This window comes from Paenibacillus zanthoxyli JH29 (assembly GCF_000520715.1).
GTDB classification, from domain to species: Bacteria; Bacillota; Bacilli; order Paenibacillales; family Paenibacillaceae; genus Paenibacillus_AQ; species Paenibacillus_AQ zanthoxyli.
Genome location: NZ_ASSD01000662.1, coordinates 30,750 through 45,575 on the forward strand (window position 1 = coordinate 30,750; position 14,826 = coordinate 45,575).

Consider the following 14,826-nt stretch of genomic DNA (forward strand, 5'->3'; position numbering starts at 1 on the left):
CTTCATGGTCAGGGGCTTTAATTTTGTCTGTAATTTAGCCGTGACCATATTTTGACCATATTTTATTTACTTCGATCAAGCGTGACCACATTGGATCCGGTAATCGGAGCATCAGACTCCATGAATTTTTCAAACCGGTTCGCCTTCTTTTCTTTGACCGTAGAGGTGACATGAGTATAAATATCCATTGTCATCTTTATGTCTGAGTGGCCCAATTGTTCTTGAACTTCTTTGATTGTTGCCCCTGCTTCAAACTGCATAGAAGCGTGAGTGTGCCGCAATCCGTGTACAGTTATGGGGTGCAGTTTATGCTTCTCTATCAAAGCTTTCAGCAGATCATTCAAGTAAGCCAGCCTGATCGGAGTGACTCCATCTTCCCGGGTGAATAGGAATTTAATCGGTTCGTTTTGGGCTTCGGCTAATTGCCGCTCCTTTTTCGCTGTAAGGAGTTTTCGCAAAATCCTCAGAGTAGTATTATCCGCCTTGAGGACACGCCTTGAAGCAGCTGTTTTGGAGGTTAAGGCATGAAATACGTTATCCTCAAAGAAGAGCGTCTTGTTTAGTGCTATAGTTTTGTCTCGGAAATTAATATCAAGTTCTCCGATTGCATGGACTTCGCCTTTCCGCGCTCCTGTATAGATCAATGTGTGGAACATGGCATAATCCCTGAAATCACATTCGGCTTTGGCAATTGCTAAAAACTTTTTCAATTCGTGCTTTTCCCAATAATTTCGGTCAGATCCTTCAGAAGCAAAATGTTCTTCTTCCCTCTTTGGGATCTTAGCTTTTTTCATCGGGTTGGTCTTAATGATATCTTGTTCGATTGCGTACTCAAATATCTGATTTGCATACATTTTCATATCGTGAACCGATTTTATTTTTTTAGCCATCTTATTAACAACTTCTTGGCAATAGCTTTTAGTGATGTCCACCATCTTTAGTTTTCCGAAGTGCGGCAGAAGTTGACCCTTGAACTTGCACCGTACCGCTTTTCTTGTGCTCGGCTTGAAGCTCGGCGAATTTGTGGCATACCATTGTTCGTATACTTGCTCAAACGTCATATTCTTGTCTTGTACGAGAAAAGTACCGTCAGCAATTTCTTTTTCTGTCTGAGCTGCGTCGAGTTGCGCTTCTTTCTTCGTATTGAACCCTCGCTTGGTTGACTGCTTCCGCTTCCCCGTTTCCGGATTGATTGTCCCGTAATACTTGTACAACCAGCGCGGGCCATCCTTTGTATTGTATTTTTGAAAACTTGCCACTATAAATCCTCCTTACCAATCCAGTTTTCGAATTATTGCCTGATCTCGGGCAATCAACATATCCACATCACGCATGTGGATGATAAAAGTATTTCGCGATAATCCATACCTGCGTACCAGTTCGTAGACCATCAGAGTCACCTTGCCGTCAAAGCAAATAACATCGCCGATAGAAACGGGAGTGCCGAAATAATTTCGTAACTCTTCTTCGCCGATTTCTTGAAACCGTTCGCCGATCGGTAATTCAATTTCGCGGCAGTTAATGAGCGTCCATTCGTCGAGAATTATAATTAGTTGTGATGGTCCGTCATACGTTCCAGATGGATCGTAAAAGGCCATGATTTGCGTTTTGTCGGCCACACGACAATTCACCTCCTTTCCAAGTTTCGCTGCAGCCGCCTCAGTTGTCATAGCGCCTTCATACTCACGTCTCATTATCTGGTTATACCGCTTACTGGCAAGCTCTGTCCCGACCGTAAACGTCTCAGCAAGTTGCTGCACAGCCTGTTTGCGGTCCGGAGAGAGTTCCAGGCACTCAATCATAAAGAAAGGGAGTAGGGCATAAAGGATGAATTGTTCTGCGTCTTCTTCTTGGTATTGAACAAACGGCTTTGGCAGCAATAATTGATTGCCTTCATGCCGTAACAAATGCCCCAACTCATGAAGGAAGTCTCCGCGTTGCTTTTGGGGCGTCCCTCTCTCGTCCAGAATGATTACGTGTTTACCTGATCTCAGACGATGCGACATGCTCGTGATTCTCGCGTATTCGATTTTGATAGTTAAGCCTTTACTAATAGTCGGGACCGTAATGTCTTCTGGAGTCAAGATGTCATGTTGTATGTATAACTGCTCCACAAAATCCTCCAAGTGGGTCTTTTTGTAATGTTTAAACATAGCTACCTCCCGAATGCGAATATTTGTTCGTATGTATAGGTATGCAGAATCAGCCTGATAGCTGATGCTACAGAAATTATTTTTCTTCAGTTTGATCGGATTCAGCTGCACGTTTGATGATTTCCCAGACCTTTTGAAGATCTCGCTTGCGCTCTTCTGGCGCCTCCAAGTAGTCTTTAAAAAATACACCGTGTTCCGGATTATTGATGAAAGCTTCAAACTCGGCCAATTCTGCGGGACTTAGTTTTGTCTCTTCAGGATTGTCATTTCCGCCTCTCGCTTCGTTTTCCACCATCTTTTCAAGTTCGTCAATTGTGATCCCAAGCCCTTTTGTGACCTTTAATACATTATCAATTGCTGCGCCACCGACTCCACGATTAAGCATTGATTGAAGGGTCGTCGGTGGAAGGCCAATATGTTCGGCAAAAGCTCGTCTGCTATATCCTTTCTCCTCAATCAACCGAGCTAAGATTTTGGCTCTCTCCACAGTATTTAAACCTCCGTTTATTTTGTACGCTATTTCGTATATAGGTACATATTACAGTATCTCTTTAGGATTGTAAATACAAAATGAACGAAATATGGTTCAAATTTCGATTTAAACTCTTGACCATGAACTAAATATCGTTTATAGTTCGAATCAGGATGAACGAAATTACGTTCAAGAGAGGGGGCTACTAAATGCCTTACACCAATCTTCGTTCAGAAATGGAAAAGAGGGGGGTGACAATTTCAGATATTTCAAGAGGCTTGAAAATGAGAAGAGCGACTGTCAGCGACAAAATACACGGGAAATACAGGTTTTACTACGATGAAGTCCAGAAGATAAAAAATGAATTTTTCCCTGACTGCGAAATCGAGTACCTATTTTCCACGGACATTGAGAAGGAAGGTGCCCAGAGTGGATTCTCCAATCATCCAAGTCGTTATTGACCCGGATTATGTTCGCCAGCTGGCTAAAGCAGAAATGCAACGACTTATGAAAGATCGCGGTCCTGGGATTTGGTGGGACATGAAACGGCTGGAGCTTGAACCCTGCCGCAAGCGGGATTGGCTTTTGGAGAACATCCTGCTAAATCCCGCTTTCAAGCAAGAAATGAAGGTCATCACTAATAATTGTGATGGTGGACGCTGGATGTTTCGGGGGTTGGAAATGCAGCGTTTCCTGGACGAGCATTTCCACGATCTGAACCGACCTCGTTAATCGTTATCGCCACTCATTGATAAGCTCATACGCATTCGATTTCAGATGGTTTCAAAATATTCCCATGAGCATAGCTTATACACAATCTATTCACATGTGCGTAGGCTTGATTTTAGAGAAAGGAGAAAACAAGGATGCTCGAAAGCTTAGATAGAACCGCAGCTCACACTATGGAATGGGCAATCATCGAAGGCAAGCTGAAGCTAGGCATCGGCGGCGTTGAATGGTTGGCAATACATGTTAACCCGGATGAATTGAGGAAAAAGCATCTATCCAACTGGTTTGGATTTCTCGCCGACGTCGAAAGAAAGAATTCTGATGAATTGATGCAGGATGCACTTCTAATGGATTCGGATTCATTTTACAGCAGACATGCGCTTAACTGGTGGATTGTCGTCAAGAACGCTCTGACTTACCTTAGCTTGCTGCGGCAGCGGGATTACAATCGGTATTCGGATTTTATCCGGGAGTTGCAACTAAAGGGAGGGATGTCCTGATAGCTAGAGCGAAAGGTGCAGTAAGCGCCATACGAAAGGAGAAATGTAATGAGTGATAAACCAGCAATCAACGGAATGAAGGTTCTTTCAGGAATTGAAATTCCAAATATCGTCGGCGGTTTTGGCCCGGGTAAGAAGTCAATGCTTGCTAAAAGCATCGCGGAAATTCACGGCAGGCAGCACTACAAGGTAAACGAATTGATAAATGCAAATCGTAAGAGATTCGGAGAAGCCGTTGACCTCATAGATTTGAAACTTCCTCAGTATGCTGAATTCGCTATCCTTCTGGTGGATAGCGGGATAATTTCTCAAAACGCTCTGAATGCTGCGCTAAATTTATTCCTTCTATCAGAGCGCGGCTATGCCAAACTGATTAAAATTTTCGACGACGACCTATCTTGGAATAAGTACGACGAAATCCTTGATGGATACTTTAGAGCGAGAGATTCAGTTCCGGTCATGGACGAACTGAGCCCCATTCTCCAGTTATTGATTAAAACGGAGCTGGAGCAAAACGCTCTGAAGAAGGAAGTGTCCACCCTCCGCGATGGTCTCGACACGCTGACGGACAACCTGACGGCCGTTCCGGATCAGGAGAAGGTAAAAGACCTTATTAACGAATATGCACGGTGGACGAGATTGGGGCATGACGAGGTTTACAGGACCATTTACGACATTCTTCTGGATCAGCACGGTGTAGACGTCCCAAGACGAGTGAAGATCGAGCGTGAGAAACTGGACGAAGATTATTTCTCCAGAACAGGCAAGCATTATGCTGAATCGACACTCAAGCAGAAAAGATCAGGTATCGACGTCATGGTCCGTATGGGCGTGCTGGACAAGTTCAACGCGATACTAGTCGGGCTGCTGGCAAAGGTGAAAGGAGAACGGCGCTTATGACCCTTGAACACCTTGCCCGCCTGTGGTTCAACCATCCGGCGCAGCATGCCGTCATTATTAAAAACATTCGGAGAAAGGAACGTACACATGGAAAATAAGCTGATTCAACAGAAAGCCGCTGATCTGCGGGAACGTGCAGGGGGGACGATATTCGGCTTCCCTATTCATGAAGAGGACCCCCGGTCTCCTTATGCTGTCGTCGTTTATTCTGGCGGAATGTATCACGTTTACCCTGAAGCTGCTGATATTTCACTTGCTGCACTCGGTGTAAAAACGATCCTGGACAAGATGATTGAGCATGGTTATGACGTGAATTTTGAAAAAGACGTTCGCTTGGTATCTTACGAGGCTCAAATGAATGCGCCGGACGTTCGAATGCGGCGTTTGAAAAAAGAAAATCTCAGCAAGCCTCTTCTTGAACGCGAAGTTGATTATTTGATTAGGAACGAGGAAGAAGGCGCATTGATCAACGCTCGCGGCCTTCTGAAATGGACCTATATCGAAATGGTGGACGAGCGTAATCCAAAAGCGATCCAATTCATGGGGGAATATTACAAAATCTTGGCGGGTCAGCGATACGGGAAAACGGCGGCAGCCATCAAGCAGGAAGTACGCCGGATGACGAAGGATGAAGGCATCAAGTGGATTGAGCGCACATATGCCCGCTACGTGAAGGATGATTCCACGATCATGGACATTATGCAAAGACTGGTTTAGGAGGATGAAGCCCATGAATAACCCCGCACCAGCAGCTCCCGCCGATCAGGAACACAAGCTTTACCCGGAAACTCGCCGCTTGGTTTTCTTGACCTTTATCAAGAAAAAGCTGCTCGAATCCACGTTTGCCTTACAGGAAGAACCGGATATCTATACACCGGACAAGCTGATGTCTGACCTTTTGGATATCATTGCCGAGATTGGCGAAGAGGAACAGACCGTTATGCATGCGATCTTCAAGAAGATTGATGAAGGAGGGGAAGAAAATATCGCCGACTAACTGGAACGACTTCTCGATTTTCACCGATCTCAAGAATGACCTGGTAGATCTGATCGCTTGCGTAAAGAATGACGAACTTGTCACCGCATACGATACAGCAGAGAAAGCAATGGCTATTCTGGAGAAGGTTGTCGAACATGAGGATTACTTGATCCGGCAATTCAAGCAGGAACAGGACAATAAAAAGCAAAATCGCCTTAACACATCCTTGGCGGGGCGCGGTTAAGACGATCATAAATTCAAACATGTGGGTAACTCTTGGCGCCATTATATCGTCATTCGATGTTTTGCGTCAAGAGGCTGCCCATTCATGGGAGTGTGTAAATTATGTCAATCGTATTATCTTCGGCTCGTATGGCCGGTAAAAATTATAATCTTCAGTCTGCCCGGAAACCGGCTTCTTATGCCGAGCGGGTACGTGTCAATGCCAGGCATATTATCCGTAATCGGGGCGTAAGTGCCATTCTAGCCTTTTGGGCTCAGGAACTGGAGAAGCGACCGTCAGAGGATCAGATGAGCTGCTGGCGGGCTCTGCTGCCTATGGCTCAGTCCATTGTATGGGAAGAGTATGTGCGCTACGGTGAGACGCTTGACGTATGGACGAATTTGGATGATGGGGAGGGTGAAATTTCGCCCCCCTTTGAGCCAATAATCTATGCCCAGGTACTCACAGGTTCGGGCGGATATGCGGAATGGCATAAAGACCCGATACGAAATGAATTGCGTTGCTGGAACCGGGAGGTGCGGGGATGACAATAATTGTTTTCCCGAACGACCTGGATCGGCAAAAAACCTTGGAATTGGCAGATGAAGCGTGTGAGCAGCTTCAAAGCTTCGTGGCTGAAAATGGCATTAATTGCGTGCTGCAAAGCTTGGAAGAAAGACTTGAGCAATCCAGTGGAAACATTGATCTTCAGCGACACTTTTTACTTTCCATTCTCAAAGTTGTCATAGTAGCCATGTACAAGCTTCCGGGTCATTCTCTCAACGTGATTACTGGGAAAGACCGGAACGGTCTGTACGTGTCCGCCCAATGCTCTAGCGGCTCATATGCGGAGTGGCATGTTGATTCGGCGCTGAACGTCTTTGAAAACTGGGACAGGGAGGGGTGTGTATGAGCCAGACGACGCATGAATACGTACGCCCTCCCATGCTTCCAAATGCCGATTTCGATGGCCGGTACCATCACCTTAATTATGACTGGAGTGGATTCTATTATCAGCCCGTCCCATCGTTCATGAAAGAACTGTCTGCGGTGGATGCTCAGATCGGATATGATGCCATGCTGGAGCTGCTTGAACAGATCGTCTGGCGTATCTCGGAGGGGTATGAAATTGAATCGTTTTTGCGTGCGGCGTTCGGAGATTTGGGAGTAAACAGACAGAAAGAGTAGGTGAGGCGGGTGACCGACTCTCGCAGAAAACGCGGCTATGTAGGAATTGCAAATCAGATATGGGACGAGGTCATTCGCCGGGATTTCACAAAGCGTCAGAAGGACGTTCTCATGTTCCTCTGGCGACTCTCATACGGCTGTAATCAGACTGTTGCTGTTGTACCGAGACAGAAGGACTTTGCCCTCTGCGGTGTAGGGGAGAACAAGGCGGGCGATGAGTTGAAACACCTGGCCGCCTGCAAGGTGATTTTCCGAAATGGGAACGAGTATCGTTTTAACGAAGATTTTGAGTTTTGGCAGATATCTCCGGTGAAGGGCTGGGACGATGAACGATTCAAGGAATTGATTCATTTGAACATCGAAGTGTCGAAAAAGTGCAAATCGGTAGATGAACCAAAACCGGCCCCAAGGCTTCGATTGAAGAAAGGAAAACTTCCCAAAACGGTAACTTTTAGTCGCAAAAAAACTTCCCAAAAGGGGAACTTTCCGTCGGGTGATAACTTCCCAAAACGGGAAGATGAATTTTCTGCCGAACTTCCCGAAAAGGGAAGAAATATTGAAGAAAACTTCCCGAAAAGGGAAGACGGAGAGTCGTCAAACCCAAGCGGGGCGCGGGATACAGCCGCTCTAAATACATCTTTTAAAGACAGTAAAGATATATATATAGCTCAATTCGATGAATTTTGGAATTTGTATCCGAAGAAGGTTGGCAAGAAAAAGGCGCAGGAGAAATTCATCAAACTTGCACCTGATTTAGATTTTGAGAAGGTCATGACAGGAACACGGAATTATATATCTTACTGCAAGCGAGTCAACAGGTATTTTAAAGACGGAGCCACGTTCGTTAATCAACAGGGGTGGGACGATTTCGCCGAAGGTGATGGCTTGGTTGATCAGACTGCAGGTCAGAGCAAAGCACCGCCTCTTGAGAAAATCAAAGTAACCAAGGAGGATCAAGAATTCTATGACAGACTTTACGGTCAGAGCAGCGGAACCACATGAAGAAGTGCTGGGGGCACTCTTGAAAGACCCATCCCTTTACCTGGGGTATAAACAGGGGCTGACGCCGGAGCATTTCAAGGAACTGGATTGGCTTTACCGGATCATCCAGGAAACGGACGCCGCTGAAGAACTGAGCTTCCGGGGGATCGCTTCTCGCATCCCCGTAGATCGCATAAAACTGCTGCATGACCTGCGCGGAACTTTCATCAGCGAAAGTCGATTGCCTTCCCTGATTCAGCAGCTTAAAAAAGACGTCCTGGCTGAAGAGTTGAAATCCCTGTCTCTTGAAACGCTCGGCAAGGTCAATGACGAGAACAACCCGGATGACGTCCTTCGTGTTCTCCAGCAGCGGTCACTCTCTCTTTTCACCAGCGAGAGTAAGGACGGGAGCACGCCGGATCAGGATGTTGACGGCTGGGTGGATTACATCCTCGAAATTGTGGAGGACCCGAAAAAGGCATTTGGGCTTCTGAGCGGCATGTACTCCATCGACAAGATGACGACAGGCTGGCATCGGCAAGATTTCTCGGTGATCGGAGCGCGGACAAGCATGGGCAAGACAGCCTTTGTGCTTGAAATGCTGATGAGGCTGAACGCCAAAGGGCATAAGTGTGCGATGTTCAGCTTGGAAATGTCGAAGAGGCAGCTTTTCAACCGCATGATGGCGAACATTCTTCAGGTCGATTTTGAACAATTCCGGACCGGACAGTTGCCGAAGCATTTTTATACCGAGCACATGGTTCGCGAAAAGAAACGGCTGACTTCCCTGTACATCGACGATACCCGGGCCGTGTCAGCTGACTACATCGTGGACGAAATGCGGCGGCTAAAGCGAACACAGGGCCTTGATTTCGTAGTGGTGGATTATCTCCAGGACGTTCGGGAGCAAGGAGAGTCGAACGATAACGGCGGCAGCGCCCTTGCTAGGGTCTGCCGGAAACTGCGGGCCGGGGCGCAGGAAATGGACTGTCATGTGATGGGACTTTCCCAGGTCGTTCGCGGTGTTGAGGATCGGAAGGACAAGCGTCCCGGGAATGCTGATCTGGCCGGGAGCACCGGCATTGAAACTTCTGCCGATGTCATCGGCTTGCTGTACCGGGACGATTACTACGAACCGACTTCATCCAGCAAAGGCATTCTGGAAGTCAATTTCACGAAGCAGCGGAATGGTAGCCGGGGAAAGGTGGAGCTGATGTATGACCGACAAACGCAGCGAATCACAGAGTTGGAGTTCCGAAGATAAGGGACGACTCGTTGCGCAGTATCAGGAAATCTTAATCCGGCAGGTGCAGGCTGCCTTTGACAGCAAAGAAATGGACGAGGTCACGTACCAGCGATTCATGACAGAGGATTGTTCGGAGGAGACGAAAGAAGGCATCCTGGACCACTTTTACCTGATTTTCAAAGAACTGGCCGCCTATCATCAGGAGAGACTTCAGCAGCGGATTTTTAGAGGCGCTGAGTTGCTAGATTCGACAAATAAGGACGATCCAAAGTATCCCGAATACATGCGGCTTTATGACGATTTGGTTAGACGATTGCAAGAAAGCTATAAACGAGGAGGTTGAACCTATGTTGAACTTATTTCATCCCCATAGTCAAAAGCGGCTTCTCGAACCGGTAAACACGGCACCTGTTCGAGAAGGGGGCCTTCGTAAAATAGGCGATATCATAAAAGACGCGGATGCCTGGGCGCGGGATCTGAAAGCTAAGCCAACTGTTCGGTGGGCAGCCATCCAGAGAAACCGCGCCCTGAATGAAATCGCGGAGCGTCGGAGGCTGGTCCGGATCAAGCCGCACGACAAATGGGCGGTGTACGAATTGTGCAAGGCGATATACGAACTGGCCGAGATTGACCGGGTCGATTTTAACGGGGCGGAATTGCAGCTTAAGCTTAAATTAATTCAGGAGCTTGTTCCCTTCTCCGATCCGCAGGCGATTTGCGGAGGTGTCATAGAGTATCATGATTCCCGCCGAATCCAGCGCTGGGGAATGGCTTATCTGCAAGATCCGGCAGCGGCGGAAGAAGGGCGGGTATGATGGGAATAACCGCAGAAGAATTGGTCCGGCACTTTCTCGATACGATTAAAGGAGCTCGAGCTGCCTACGAGAAAGGCGTGGCCGATGAGCAGTATTTTCACGATGAGACGAATGACCTGAATCATGCGCTGGAGCTGTTACCTCGTAATCACCCGTTGCGGATAGGGCTTGACGAACAACTTAGTGAAAGCCGTTGGCAACGCCGGAAAGCCAAAGATGAGATCGAGCAACTTGAGCCGCTTATCAATTTCCTCAAACGGCAAAAGGGAATGGTCGGAGAATTGAGTAAGGTGCTCGGCGATATTAAATCAATTCAGAAAGAACAGTCCCAGCGCTTCTACACCGTCCGGGTTCGGAAGGATCTAGGGGAAAGATTCGAACATCGGGAGCGGGAGACGGTGTCAAAGGTTGCCGGGGCGATCAACATCCGCCGGCGACGGGTACGTTGCAATCTGATGTGATACAGCAAAACCAACAGAAATTATTCCAATAATTATTCCGAGGAGGTATACCCATGAAGACACTGAATGAAATCAAGAAAACACTTATGGATAATCACTTGCCATGCCCCATGTTTATTATGGAAGAGCTGGAGGAGCGGGACAAAAAGATTAAGGAACTGCACTCTGCCTTAGGGCTGGAATCTCCAGCTGAAGGCGATCAAGGCGACTGAATTGCCTAGTGAATCCAGTAACTGGAACCTTGTCATTTTGGACTTAAATTATTCCTGAAATTATTACGGAGAGGATGAAGAGTATGAAAAAGCTGATTACGGCTGCGGCGGCCATTATGCTTACGCTGGTCTTGGGAGGCTGTGAAAGCTGGGACAGAACAGTGAAGGATTTCGGATCAAGCGTAAATGGGCTGAGCAGGGTCGCAGAGGTCTATGACGCCAATGGCAACGTCATCAAGAAGTACAAAGGGAAATTCGACGTAGAGGTCAACGAATACGGAAACAAGGTCAAATTTGATGTAGACGGTAAGCGGGTCCTGATTTACAACGCAACGGTGGTCATCGAAGAGACGGGCGGTGAATGATCCTATGGAATATGCCGTTTTGGAATGGGACAAAGGGGGTGTGTCCGGATTCGTCCGGGTGATCGCCACGCACCAAAGCAAAATGAGCGCAGATTCCGTTGTCGGAGTTTCTCCACCATACTATGAGCGTGAAGCAATCACTATGGAAGAATACCAGCGCCTCAGAGACGAGGAAGAAGAACTCAACCGATAGCGTGAATTGAACACAACGAAACCCCTGCAATCCTTGGCCGGGCGCAGGGGTCTTCAGCAAAATACGATTCCTCTCAATATATTACCATATAAAGGGGAATGAGGGGAATGGCAGTGGCAGAGTGGGAAGATGGCGTATTGTTCCCGGAGGCAAGCAAAACGGAGATTGCAAGAACCAAGTTCCTCTTAGGGAAGTATAAGAACATGCGTTTACTGATGGATGATTATGAAAATCACACGAAAGACATGCAGCAGGTCGCCATTGACGGAGAAGTGGCCCGCCGGATCGACCAGGACGATCTTCATGCCGATAAGACGGCCAACGCCGTCATCGTGATCGAGAAGCAGCGCCGGGTATATGAACAGTACCGATTCCGTGAAACGGCGCTCAAACGGGCGCACAGCCTCATTCTCAGCGACGACATTAAGAAAGCGATCCGGTTCAGATACTTCGAAGGCCATTCACTGAAAGCAACCTGCTTGTTCTTCGGTTATGACGAAAAGAGCAGCACGATTCGCGGCTGGGTGGATACAGGAATCGTGACGATCGCCAACAACCTGAAGCTGCTCGGCTTTTTCGATTCGGACGCCGGGAAGTTTTAGCACAAAGTCAGCACTTTTCTAGCACTTTTTCAGCACAAATTCAGCACCAAATCAGCACTTTCCCATGTTACTATGAGAGCGTGGAAATGAAGCGAGAGGGACGGAGCGTTATCGAGCCTTCTCTATTGATGGTGGCAGGCGCATAACAGGAGACTACCGGCAGAAGGGCGGCAATCGGATTGCTGCAGCTGACGAGCCCCCCCCTAAGCGCTTCACATATATGGCGGTCGCCCGATGGGTTTAACTGAGCGCAATTCTGCGCTGAGTGAGTCCGCCAATCTTCATACGGTATGTCGACTATGGCCCATTGGCTGTACGAGCGGCATACCGTTTTAAATTCCCAAGCGTTTGGGATTTTGGATGCGGAAAGCAAACACGAAAGGGAATCCCTTCAGTTCGTCGAATATAAAGCAGGAGTCACGAATTGGGGAGGGATACTATGAGTTTTAGAGGAAATTTCGTGGGTTATTTCGCTAAGAAATATCACGATGAAATTGGGTATGACAGCCTCAGGCATCAAATTGAAGATGCGCTTGAAAATTTGAGATCCCAACTGTGGGATGCAATGGAAGTCTCCAACGAAGTTTTGATTGATAACCATCAGCTCTCCATTAAATTCGGAGAACTGACACTGGTGTTTGAAGGCGACCATTCAGAAAACTTGTTTGTGGTTAAGCTGATTGATCCCGATTCTGGAGTTCGATTAATTGATAAACTCAGGTCAACTGAGAAGGGGATCACCAGTGATCTTGACAAAGTAACTTTTGACGCTTTCGGTGACAAAGAGTTAGACGTCTACTTGGAAGAAGCTTTCGAAGATTCAATAACCCTATAGGCGGTTGCAAATTCCTCATGAATCTAGTGAGATAGTTGCAATGACCAGCCGTCAAGCAGGGAATACTCCCGTGATGTCGAAAATACTCTTATCACATCAAAGGAGTGGGTCACATGTCCCGTGCAATGCCTGATCCAAAGAAAATCATCATTCCCGCAGAGGATGCCGACGGAAATTTTAGAATGTTGCGTGTCAGCGAAGTCAACATGATAACAGGTGAGGTTGAGGGAGATCCAGAGTCAGCCGCTATATTCCATGTTGGAGGTAAGACGTATAAGAATGTCCATACCGAAAAAGGTGCGCAAGGTTTTAACGAATACTGGTCAGCGAATAAGCATAAGCACAAGGGTGATGTAATACCAGGAATGAGAATAAAAGAATAACTAAGGAAAAGTTTCCTTAACAAAGGGTCGCTGAAAAGCGGCTCTTTTTATTCTTAGAGGGGTTTCCAAATAATTCGACAAAACAAAAGAATTATCATCGAGTTTTTATACTTTTTCCCTAATTATATTACAATATAACCATTTTTACTTAATATGGTAGACTATCAGGAAATTATTTACTAATATTCATTGTGAGAGCAACGGCCGCTGTTCATACACTTTTCAATTTAGGAGGAAAACTTAATTGTTTAAAAAAATTATTACTTTAATGTTATTTGCGTTTATTCTTGTGGCTCCTATTTCGGCTTTTGCGGACGAAGCAGCTCCAATTGAATCTGTAAATAGTTTTAACGAACACATTGCACCGACGCCTACTGATACCACGACCAATACCCCAGAATCCATAGTCACCCCGCAAGCAACAGACCCATTTAATTTATGGTTCGGAACTAGTAGTGTCGGATTGGAAGGGAATTGGAGCTTTAACTATCCTGGCAAGATGGTTACGCTTGTTAGTTTAACAATGGATCTACAGTACAGAAAAAACTTTTTAGACTCATGGAAAACGGTAGATGGCGCAGGATTTTATTACCCAGGAGGATTAGGCAGTACTGAGGAGAATCAAAGCACCTTTTATCCAACTGAAGCAGGTCAGTATAGATTACATCTAACAGGGAATGTTTCGTGGATAGGCGGTGGCAATGCCTGTACGCTATACAGCGGTGCAAAATATTACGAAGGTAAAATCATCATAGCGTCACCTCCAACAGAAAGTAAATAACTTAATAAAATGGATATCTTGTATATAAAAGTGTTACACTTTACAGGATATCCATTTTATTGTTTGAGGGAGGAATAACACAAATGATAGATTTAGAAAAAGTTCGTGAACGAAAAAAAATTAGGGAACAAATTCTTACAAAGTTATACGTTCAGTGGTTTGGTCCAGAACCAAATGCTTCGGCATTAGTGGGTACTAAACATGAGCTATATCCGGATTCCGAACATCATAGAGCGTTTCACTACCTCGCTGGTAAAGGGTTAATTGATATCAGCCCAACTGGACAGGGATCTGGTATGAATGAAGTTCTGGCAGTATTCATTTCTGCAAAAGGAATTGATTATGTAGAGGAACTTGTTGAAGGCAAGTCCTAATTTCAAACATTATTTGAAGGAGTCGCTACGGCGGCTCTTTTTATATTGTGGGAAAGGGTGAGAACCATCGCCTGGGATAACTTGTTAACGTCAGCGTTTATTGTAATTTGTATGTTTATGGCCTCGCACTGCCAGCGCAAGAAGAAAGATGCTGAAGCTCTTTGGTATATGGTGTATGCCTTAATATTTGCAATCTATCTGAGAGGGTGAAGAGGATGCCCTAGTAAACCTAAGCGCCCATGTGGACAACCAGGATGCCGTGAGCTTACGGATAAAGGATACTGCGATAAGCACCGCAAGGAGCGGGACCAGCGCAGAGGCACAGCTGCAAGCCGTGGCTATGGACACAAGTGGCGCGTGGCTCGAATAGACTTCCTGCGAGCGAATCCGCTGTGCGTCATGTGCTTGGCCGAAGGAAAGGTAGAGGCTGCTAC

The 14,826-nt window shown here is 46.5% G+C and carries 26 protein-coding genes; 23 read left to right on the forward strand and 3 right to left on the reverse strand.

The annotated features are described in order from the left end of the window. Positions 1 to 62: 62 nt before the first annotated feature. From L691_RS0125550 to L691_RS34450, 3 genes are all read right to left on the reverse strand, one after another. Complete coding sequence (locus L691_RS0125550) at positions 63 to 1,259, reverse strand: site-specific integrase (protein WP_025693048.1); 1,197 nt, start codon at positions 1,257 to 1,259, stop codon at positions 63 to 65. 12 nt (positions 1,260 to 1,271) lie between these two features. Continuing rightward, entirely contained in the window at positions 1,272 to 2,153 is an 882-nt protein-coding gene (locus L691_RS30895) for an ImmA/IrrE family metallo-endopeptidase (RefSeq protein WP_025693049.1), read from the reverse strand. A 76-nt stretch (positions 2,154 to 2,229) separates the two neighbouring features. Then, entirely contained in the window at positions 2,230 to 2,640 is a 411-nt protein-coding gene (locus L691_RS34450; protein ID WP_025693050.1) for a helix-turn-helix domain-containing protein, read from the reverse strand. Between the two features lie 194 nt (positions 2,641 to 2,834). On the opposite strand from L691_RS34450, the gene L691_RS30215 reads away from it, so the two are divergent. The 23 genes from L691_RS30215 (at position 2,835) to L691_RS0125680 (ending at position 14,392) form a co-directional block, all read left to right on the forward strand. Beyond that, the gene (locus L691_RS30215; protein ID WP_051459462.1) at positions 2,835 to 3,086 is read left to right on the forward strand and encodes a helix-turn-helix domain-containing protein; all 252 of its coding nucleotides are present in this window, start codon (positions 2,835 to 2,837) and stop codon (positions 3,084 to 3,086) included. Next, positions 3,055 to 3,357 (forward strand): DUF771 domain-containing protein, encoded by a 303-nt coding sequence (locus tag L691_RS0125570; protein ID WP_025693051.1) that lies wholly within the window; start codon positions 3,055 to 3,057, stop codon positions 3,355 to 3,357. The genes L691_RS30215 and L691_RS0125570 overlap by 32 nt, the downstream gene beginning before the upstream one ends. A 134-nt stretch (positions 3,358 to 3,491) precedes the next feature. Further along, positions 3,492 to 3,854 (forward strand): hypothetical protein, encoded by a 363-nt coding sequence (locus tag L691_RS0125575; RefSeq protein ID WP_025693052.1) that lies wholly within the window; start codon positions 3,492 to 3,494, stop codon positions 3,852 to 3,854. 48 nt (positions 3,855 to 3,902) lie between these two features. Then, positions 3,903 to 4,754, forward strand: a complete 852-nt coding sequence (locus L691_RS30900) for an ORF6N domain-containing protein (RefSeq protein ID WP_051459463.1) — start codon at positions 3,903 to 3,905, stop codon at positions 4,752 to 4,754. 87 nt (positions 4,755 to 4,841) lie between these two features. Further along, positions 4,842 to 5,471: a hypothetical protein gene (locus L691_RS0125590; RefSeq protein ID WP_025693054.1), complete on the forward strand. Its 630-nt coding sequence runs from the start codon at positions 4,842 to 4,844 to the stop codon at positions 5,469 to 5,471. A 13-nt stretch (positions 5,472 to 5,484) separates the two neighbouring features. Beyond that, positions 5,485 to 5,751, forward strand: coding sequence for a hypothetical protein (locus L691_RS0125595; RefSeq protein ID WP_025693055.1), 267 nt, complete (start codon positions 5,485 to 5,487; stop codon positions 5,749 to 5,751). Beyond that, positions 5,720 to 5,977, forward strand: coding sequence for a hypothetical protein (locus L691_RS0125600; RefSeq protein ID WP_025693056.1), 258 nt, complete (start codon positions 5,720 to 5,722; stop codon positions 5,975 to 5,977). Before L691_RS0125595 ends, L691_RS0125600 begins: the two co-directional genes overlap by 32 nt. A 101-nt stretch (positions 5,978 to 6,078) precedes the next feature. Continuing rightward, positions 6,079 to 6,504: a hypothetical protein gene (locus L691_RS0125605; RefSeq protein ID WP_025693057.1), complete on the forward strand. Its 426-nt coding sequence runs from the start codon at positions 6,079 to 6,081 to the stop codon at positions 6,502 to 6,504. Then, positions 6,501 to 6,869, forward strand: coding sequence for a hypothetical protein (locus tag L691_RS0125610; protein ID WP_025693058.1), 369 nt, complete (start codon positions 6,501 to 6,503; stop codon positions 6,867 to 6,869). Before L691_RS0125605 ends, L691_RS0125610 begins: the two co-directional genes overlap by 4 nt. After that, the gene (locus L691_RS0125615) at positions 6,866 to 7,144 is read left to right on the forward strand and encodes a hypothetical protein (RefSeq protein WP_025693059.1); all 279 of its coding nucleotides are present in this window, start codon (positions 6,866 to 6,868) and stop codon (positions 7,142 to 7,144) included. Before L691_RS0125610 ends, L691_RS0125615 begins: the two co-directional genes overlap by 4 nt. A 9-nt stretch (positions 7,145 to 7,153) precedes the next feature. Next, a complete protein-coding gene (locus tag L691_RS30905) occupies positions 7,154 to 8,146 on the forward strand; it encodes a replication protein (protein WP_198023117.1) in 993 nt (330 codons plus the stop codon). Further along, positions 8,109 to 9,389 (forward strand): replicative DNA helicase, encoded by a 1,281-nt coding sequence (locus L691_RS0125625; RefSeq protein WP_025693061.1) that lies wholly within the window; start codon positions 8,109 to 8,111, stop codon positions 9,387 to 9,389. The genes L691_RS30905 and L691_RS0125625 overlap by 38 nt, the downstream gene beginning before the upstream one ends. After that, positions 9,343 to 9,714 carry a hypothetical protein gene (locus tag L691_RS0125630; RefSeq protein WP_025693062.1) on the forward strand — a complete coding sequence of 124 codons (372 nt, stop codon included), beginning with the start codon at positions 9,343 to 9,345 and terminating at the stop codon, positions 9,712 to 9,714. The genes L691_RS0125625 and L691_RS0125630 overlap by 47 nt, the downstream gene beginning before the upstream one ends. A gap of 4 nt (positions 9,715 to 9,718) precedes the next feature. Next, positions 9,719 to 10,186: a hypothetical protein gene (locus tag L691_RS0125635; protein ID WP_025693063.1), complete on the forward strand. Its 468-nt coding sequence runs from the start codon at positions 9,719 to 9,721 to the stop codon at positions 10,184 to 10,186. Next, complete coding sequence (locus L691_RS0125640) at positions 10,183 to 10,647, forward strand: hypothetical protein (protein ID WP_156934346.1); 465 nt, start codon at positions 10,183 to 10,185, stop codon at positions 10,645 to 10,647. Before L691_RS0125635 ends, L691_RS0125640 begins: the two co-directional genes overlap by 4 nt. 53 nt (positions 10,648 to 10,700) lie before the next feature. Continuing rightward, positions 10,701 to 10,859 (forward strand): hypothetical protein, encoded by a 159-nt coding sequence (locus L691_RS32325; RefSeq protein ID WP_156934347.1) that lies wholly within the window; start codon positions 10,701 to 10,703, stop codon positions 10,857 to 10,859. An 83-nt stretch (positions 10,860 to 10,942) separates the two neighbouring features. Next, positions 10,943 to 11,224, forward strand: a complete 282-nt coding sequence (locus L691_RS0125650; protein WP_025693065.1) for a DUF5052 family protein — start codon at positions 10,943 to 10,945, stop codon at positions 11,222 to 11,224. Between the two features lie 4 nt (positions 11,225 to 11,228). Next, the gene (locus L691_RS0125655) at positions 11,229 to 11,417 is read left to right on the forward strand and encodes a hypothetical protein (protein ID WP_156934348.1); all 189 of its coding nucleotides are present in this window, start codon (positions 11,229 to 11,231) and stop codon (positions 11,415 to 11,417) included. A gap of 107 nt (positions 11,418 to 11,524) precedes the next feature. Further along, entirely contained in the window at positions 11,525 to 12,019 is a 495-nt protein-coding gene (locus L691_RS0125660) for a hypothetical protein (RefSeq protein WP_025693067.1), read from the forward strand. A gap of 439 nt (positions 12,020 to 12,458) precedes the next feature. Beyond that, the gene (locus L691_RS0125665; protein WP_025693068.1) at positions 12,459 to 12,854 is read left to right on the forward strand and encodes a hypothetical protein; all 396 of its coding nucleotides are present in this window, start codon (positions 12,459 to 12,461) and stop codon (positions 12,852 to 12,854) included. Positions 12,855 to 12,967: 113 nt separating this feature from the next. After that, complete coding sequence (locus L691_RS0125670; protein WP_025693069.1) at positions 12,968 to 13,237, forward strand: hypothetical protein; 270 nt, start codon at positions 12,968 to 12,970, stop codon at positions 13,235 to 13,237. A 244-nt stretch (positions 13,238 to 13,481) separates the two neighbouring features. Then, the gene (locus L691_RS0125675; RefSeq protein WP_025693070.1) at positions 13,482 to 14,018 is read left to right on the forward strand and encodes a hypothetical protein; all 537 of its coding nucleotides are present in this window, start codon (positions 13,482 to 13,484) and stop codon (positions 14,016 to 14,018) included. A gap of 83 nt (positions 14,019 to 14,101) precedes the next feature. After that, on the forward strand, positions 14,102 to 14,392 hold the full coding sequence (locus L691_RS0125680) for a hypothetical protein (protein WP_025693071.1): 291 nt from the start codon (positions 14,102 to 14,104) through the stop codon (positions 14,390 to 14,392). The last annotated feature ends 434 nt before the right edge of the window (positions 14,393 to 14,826 follow it).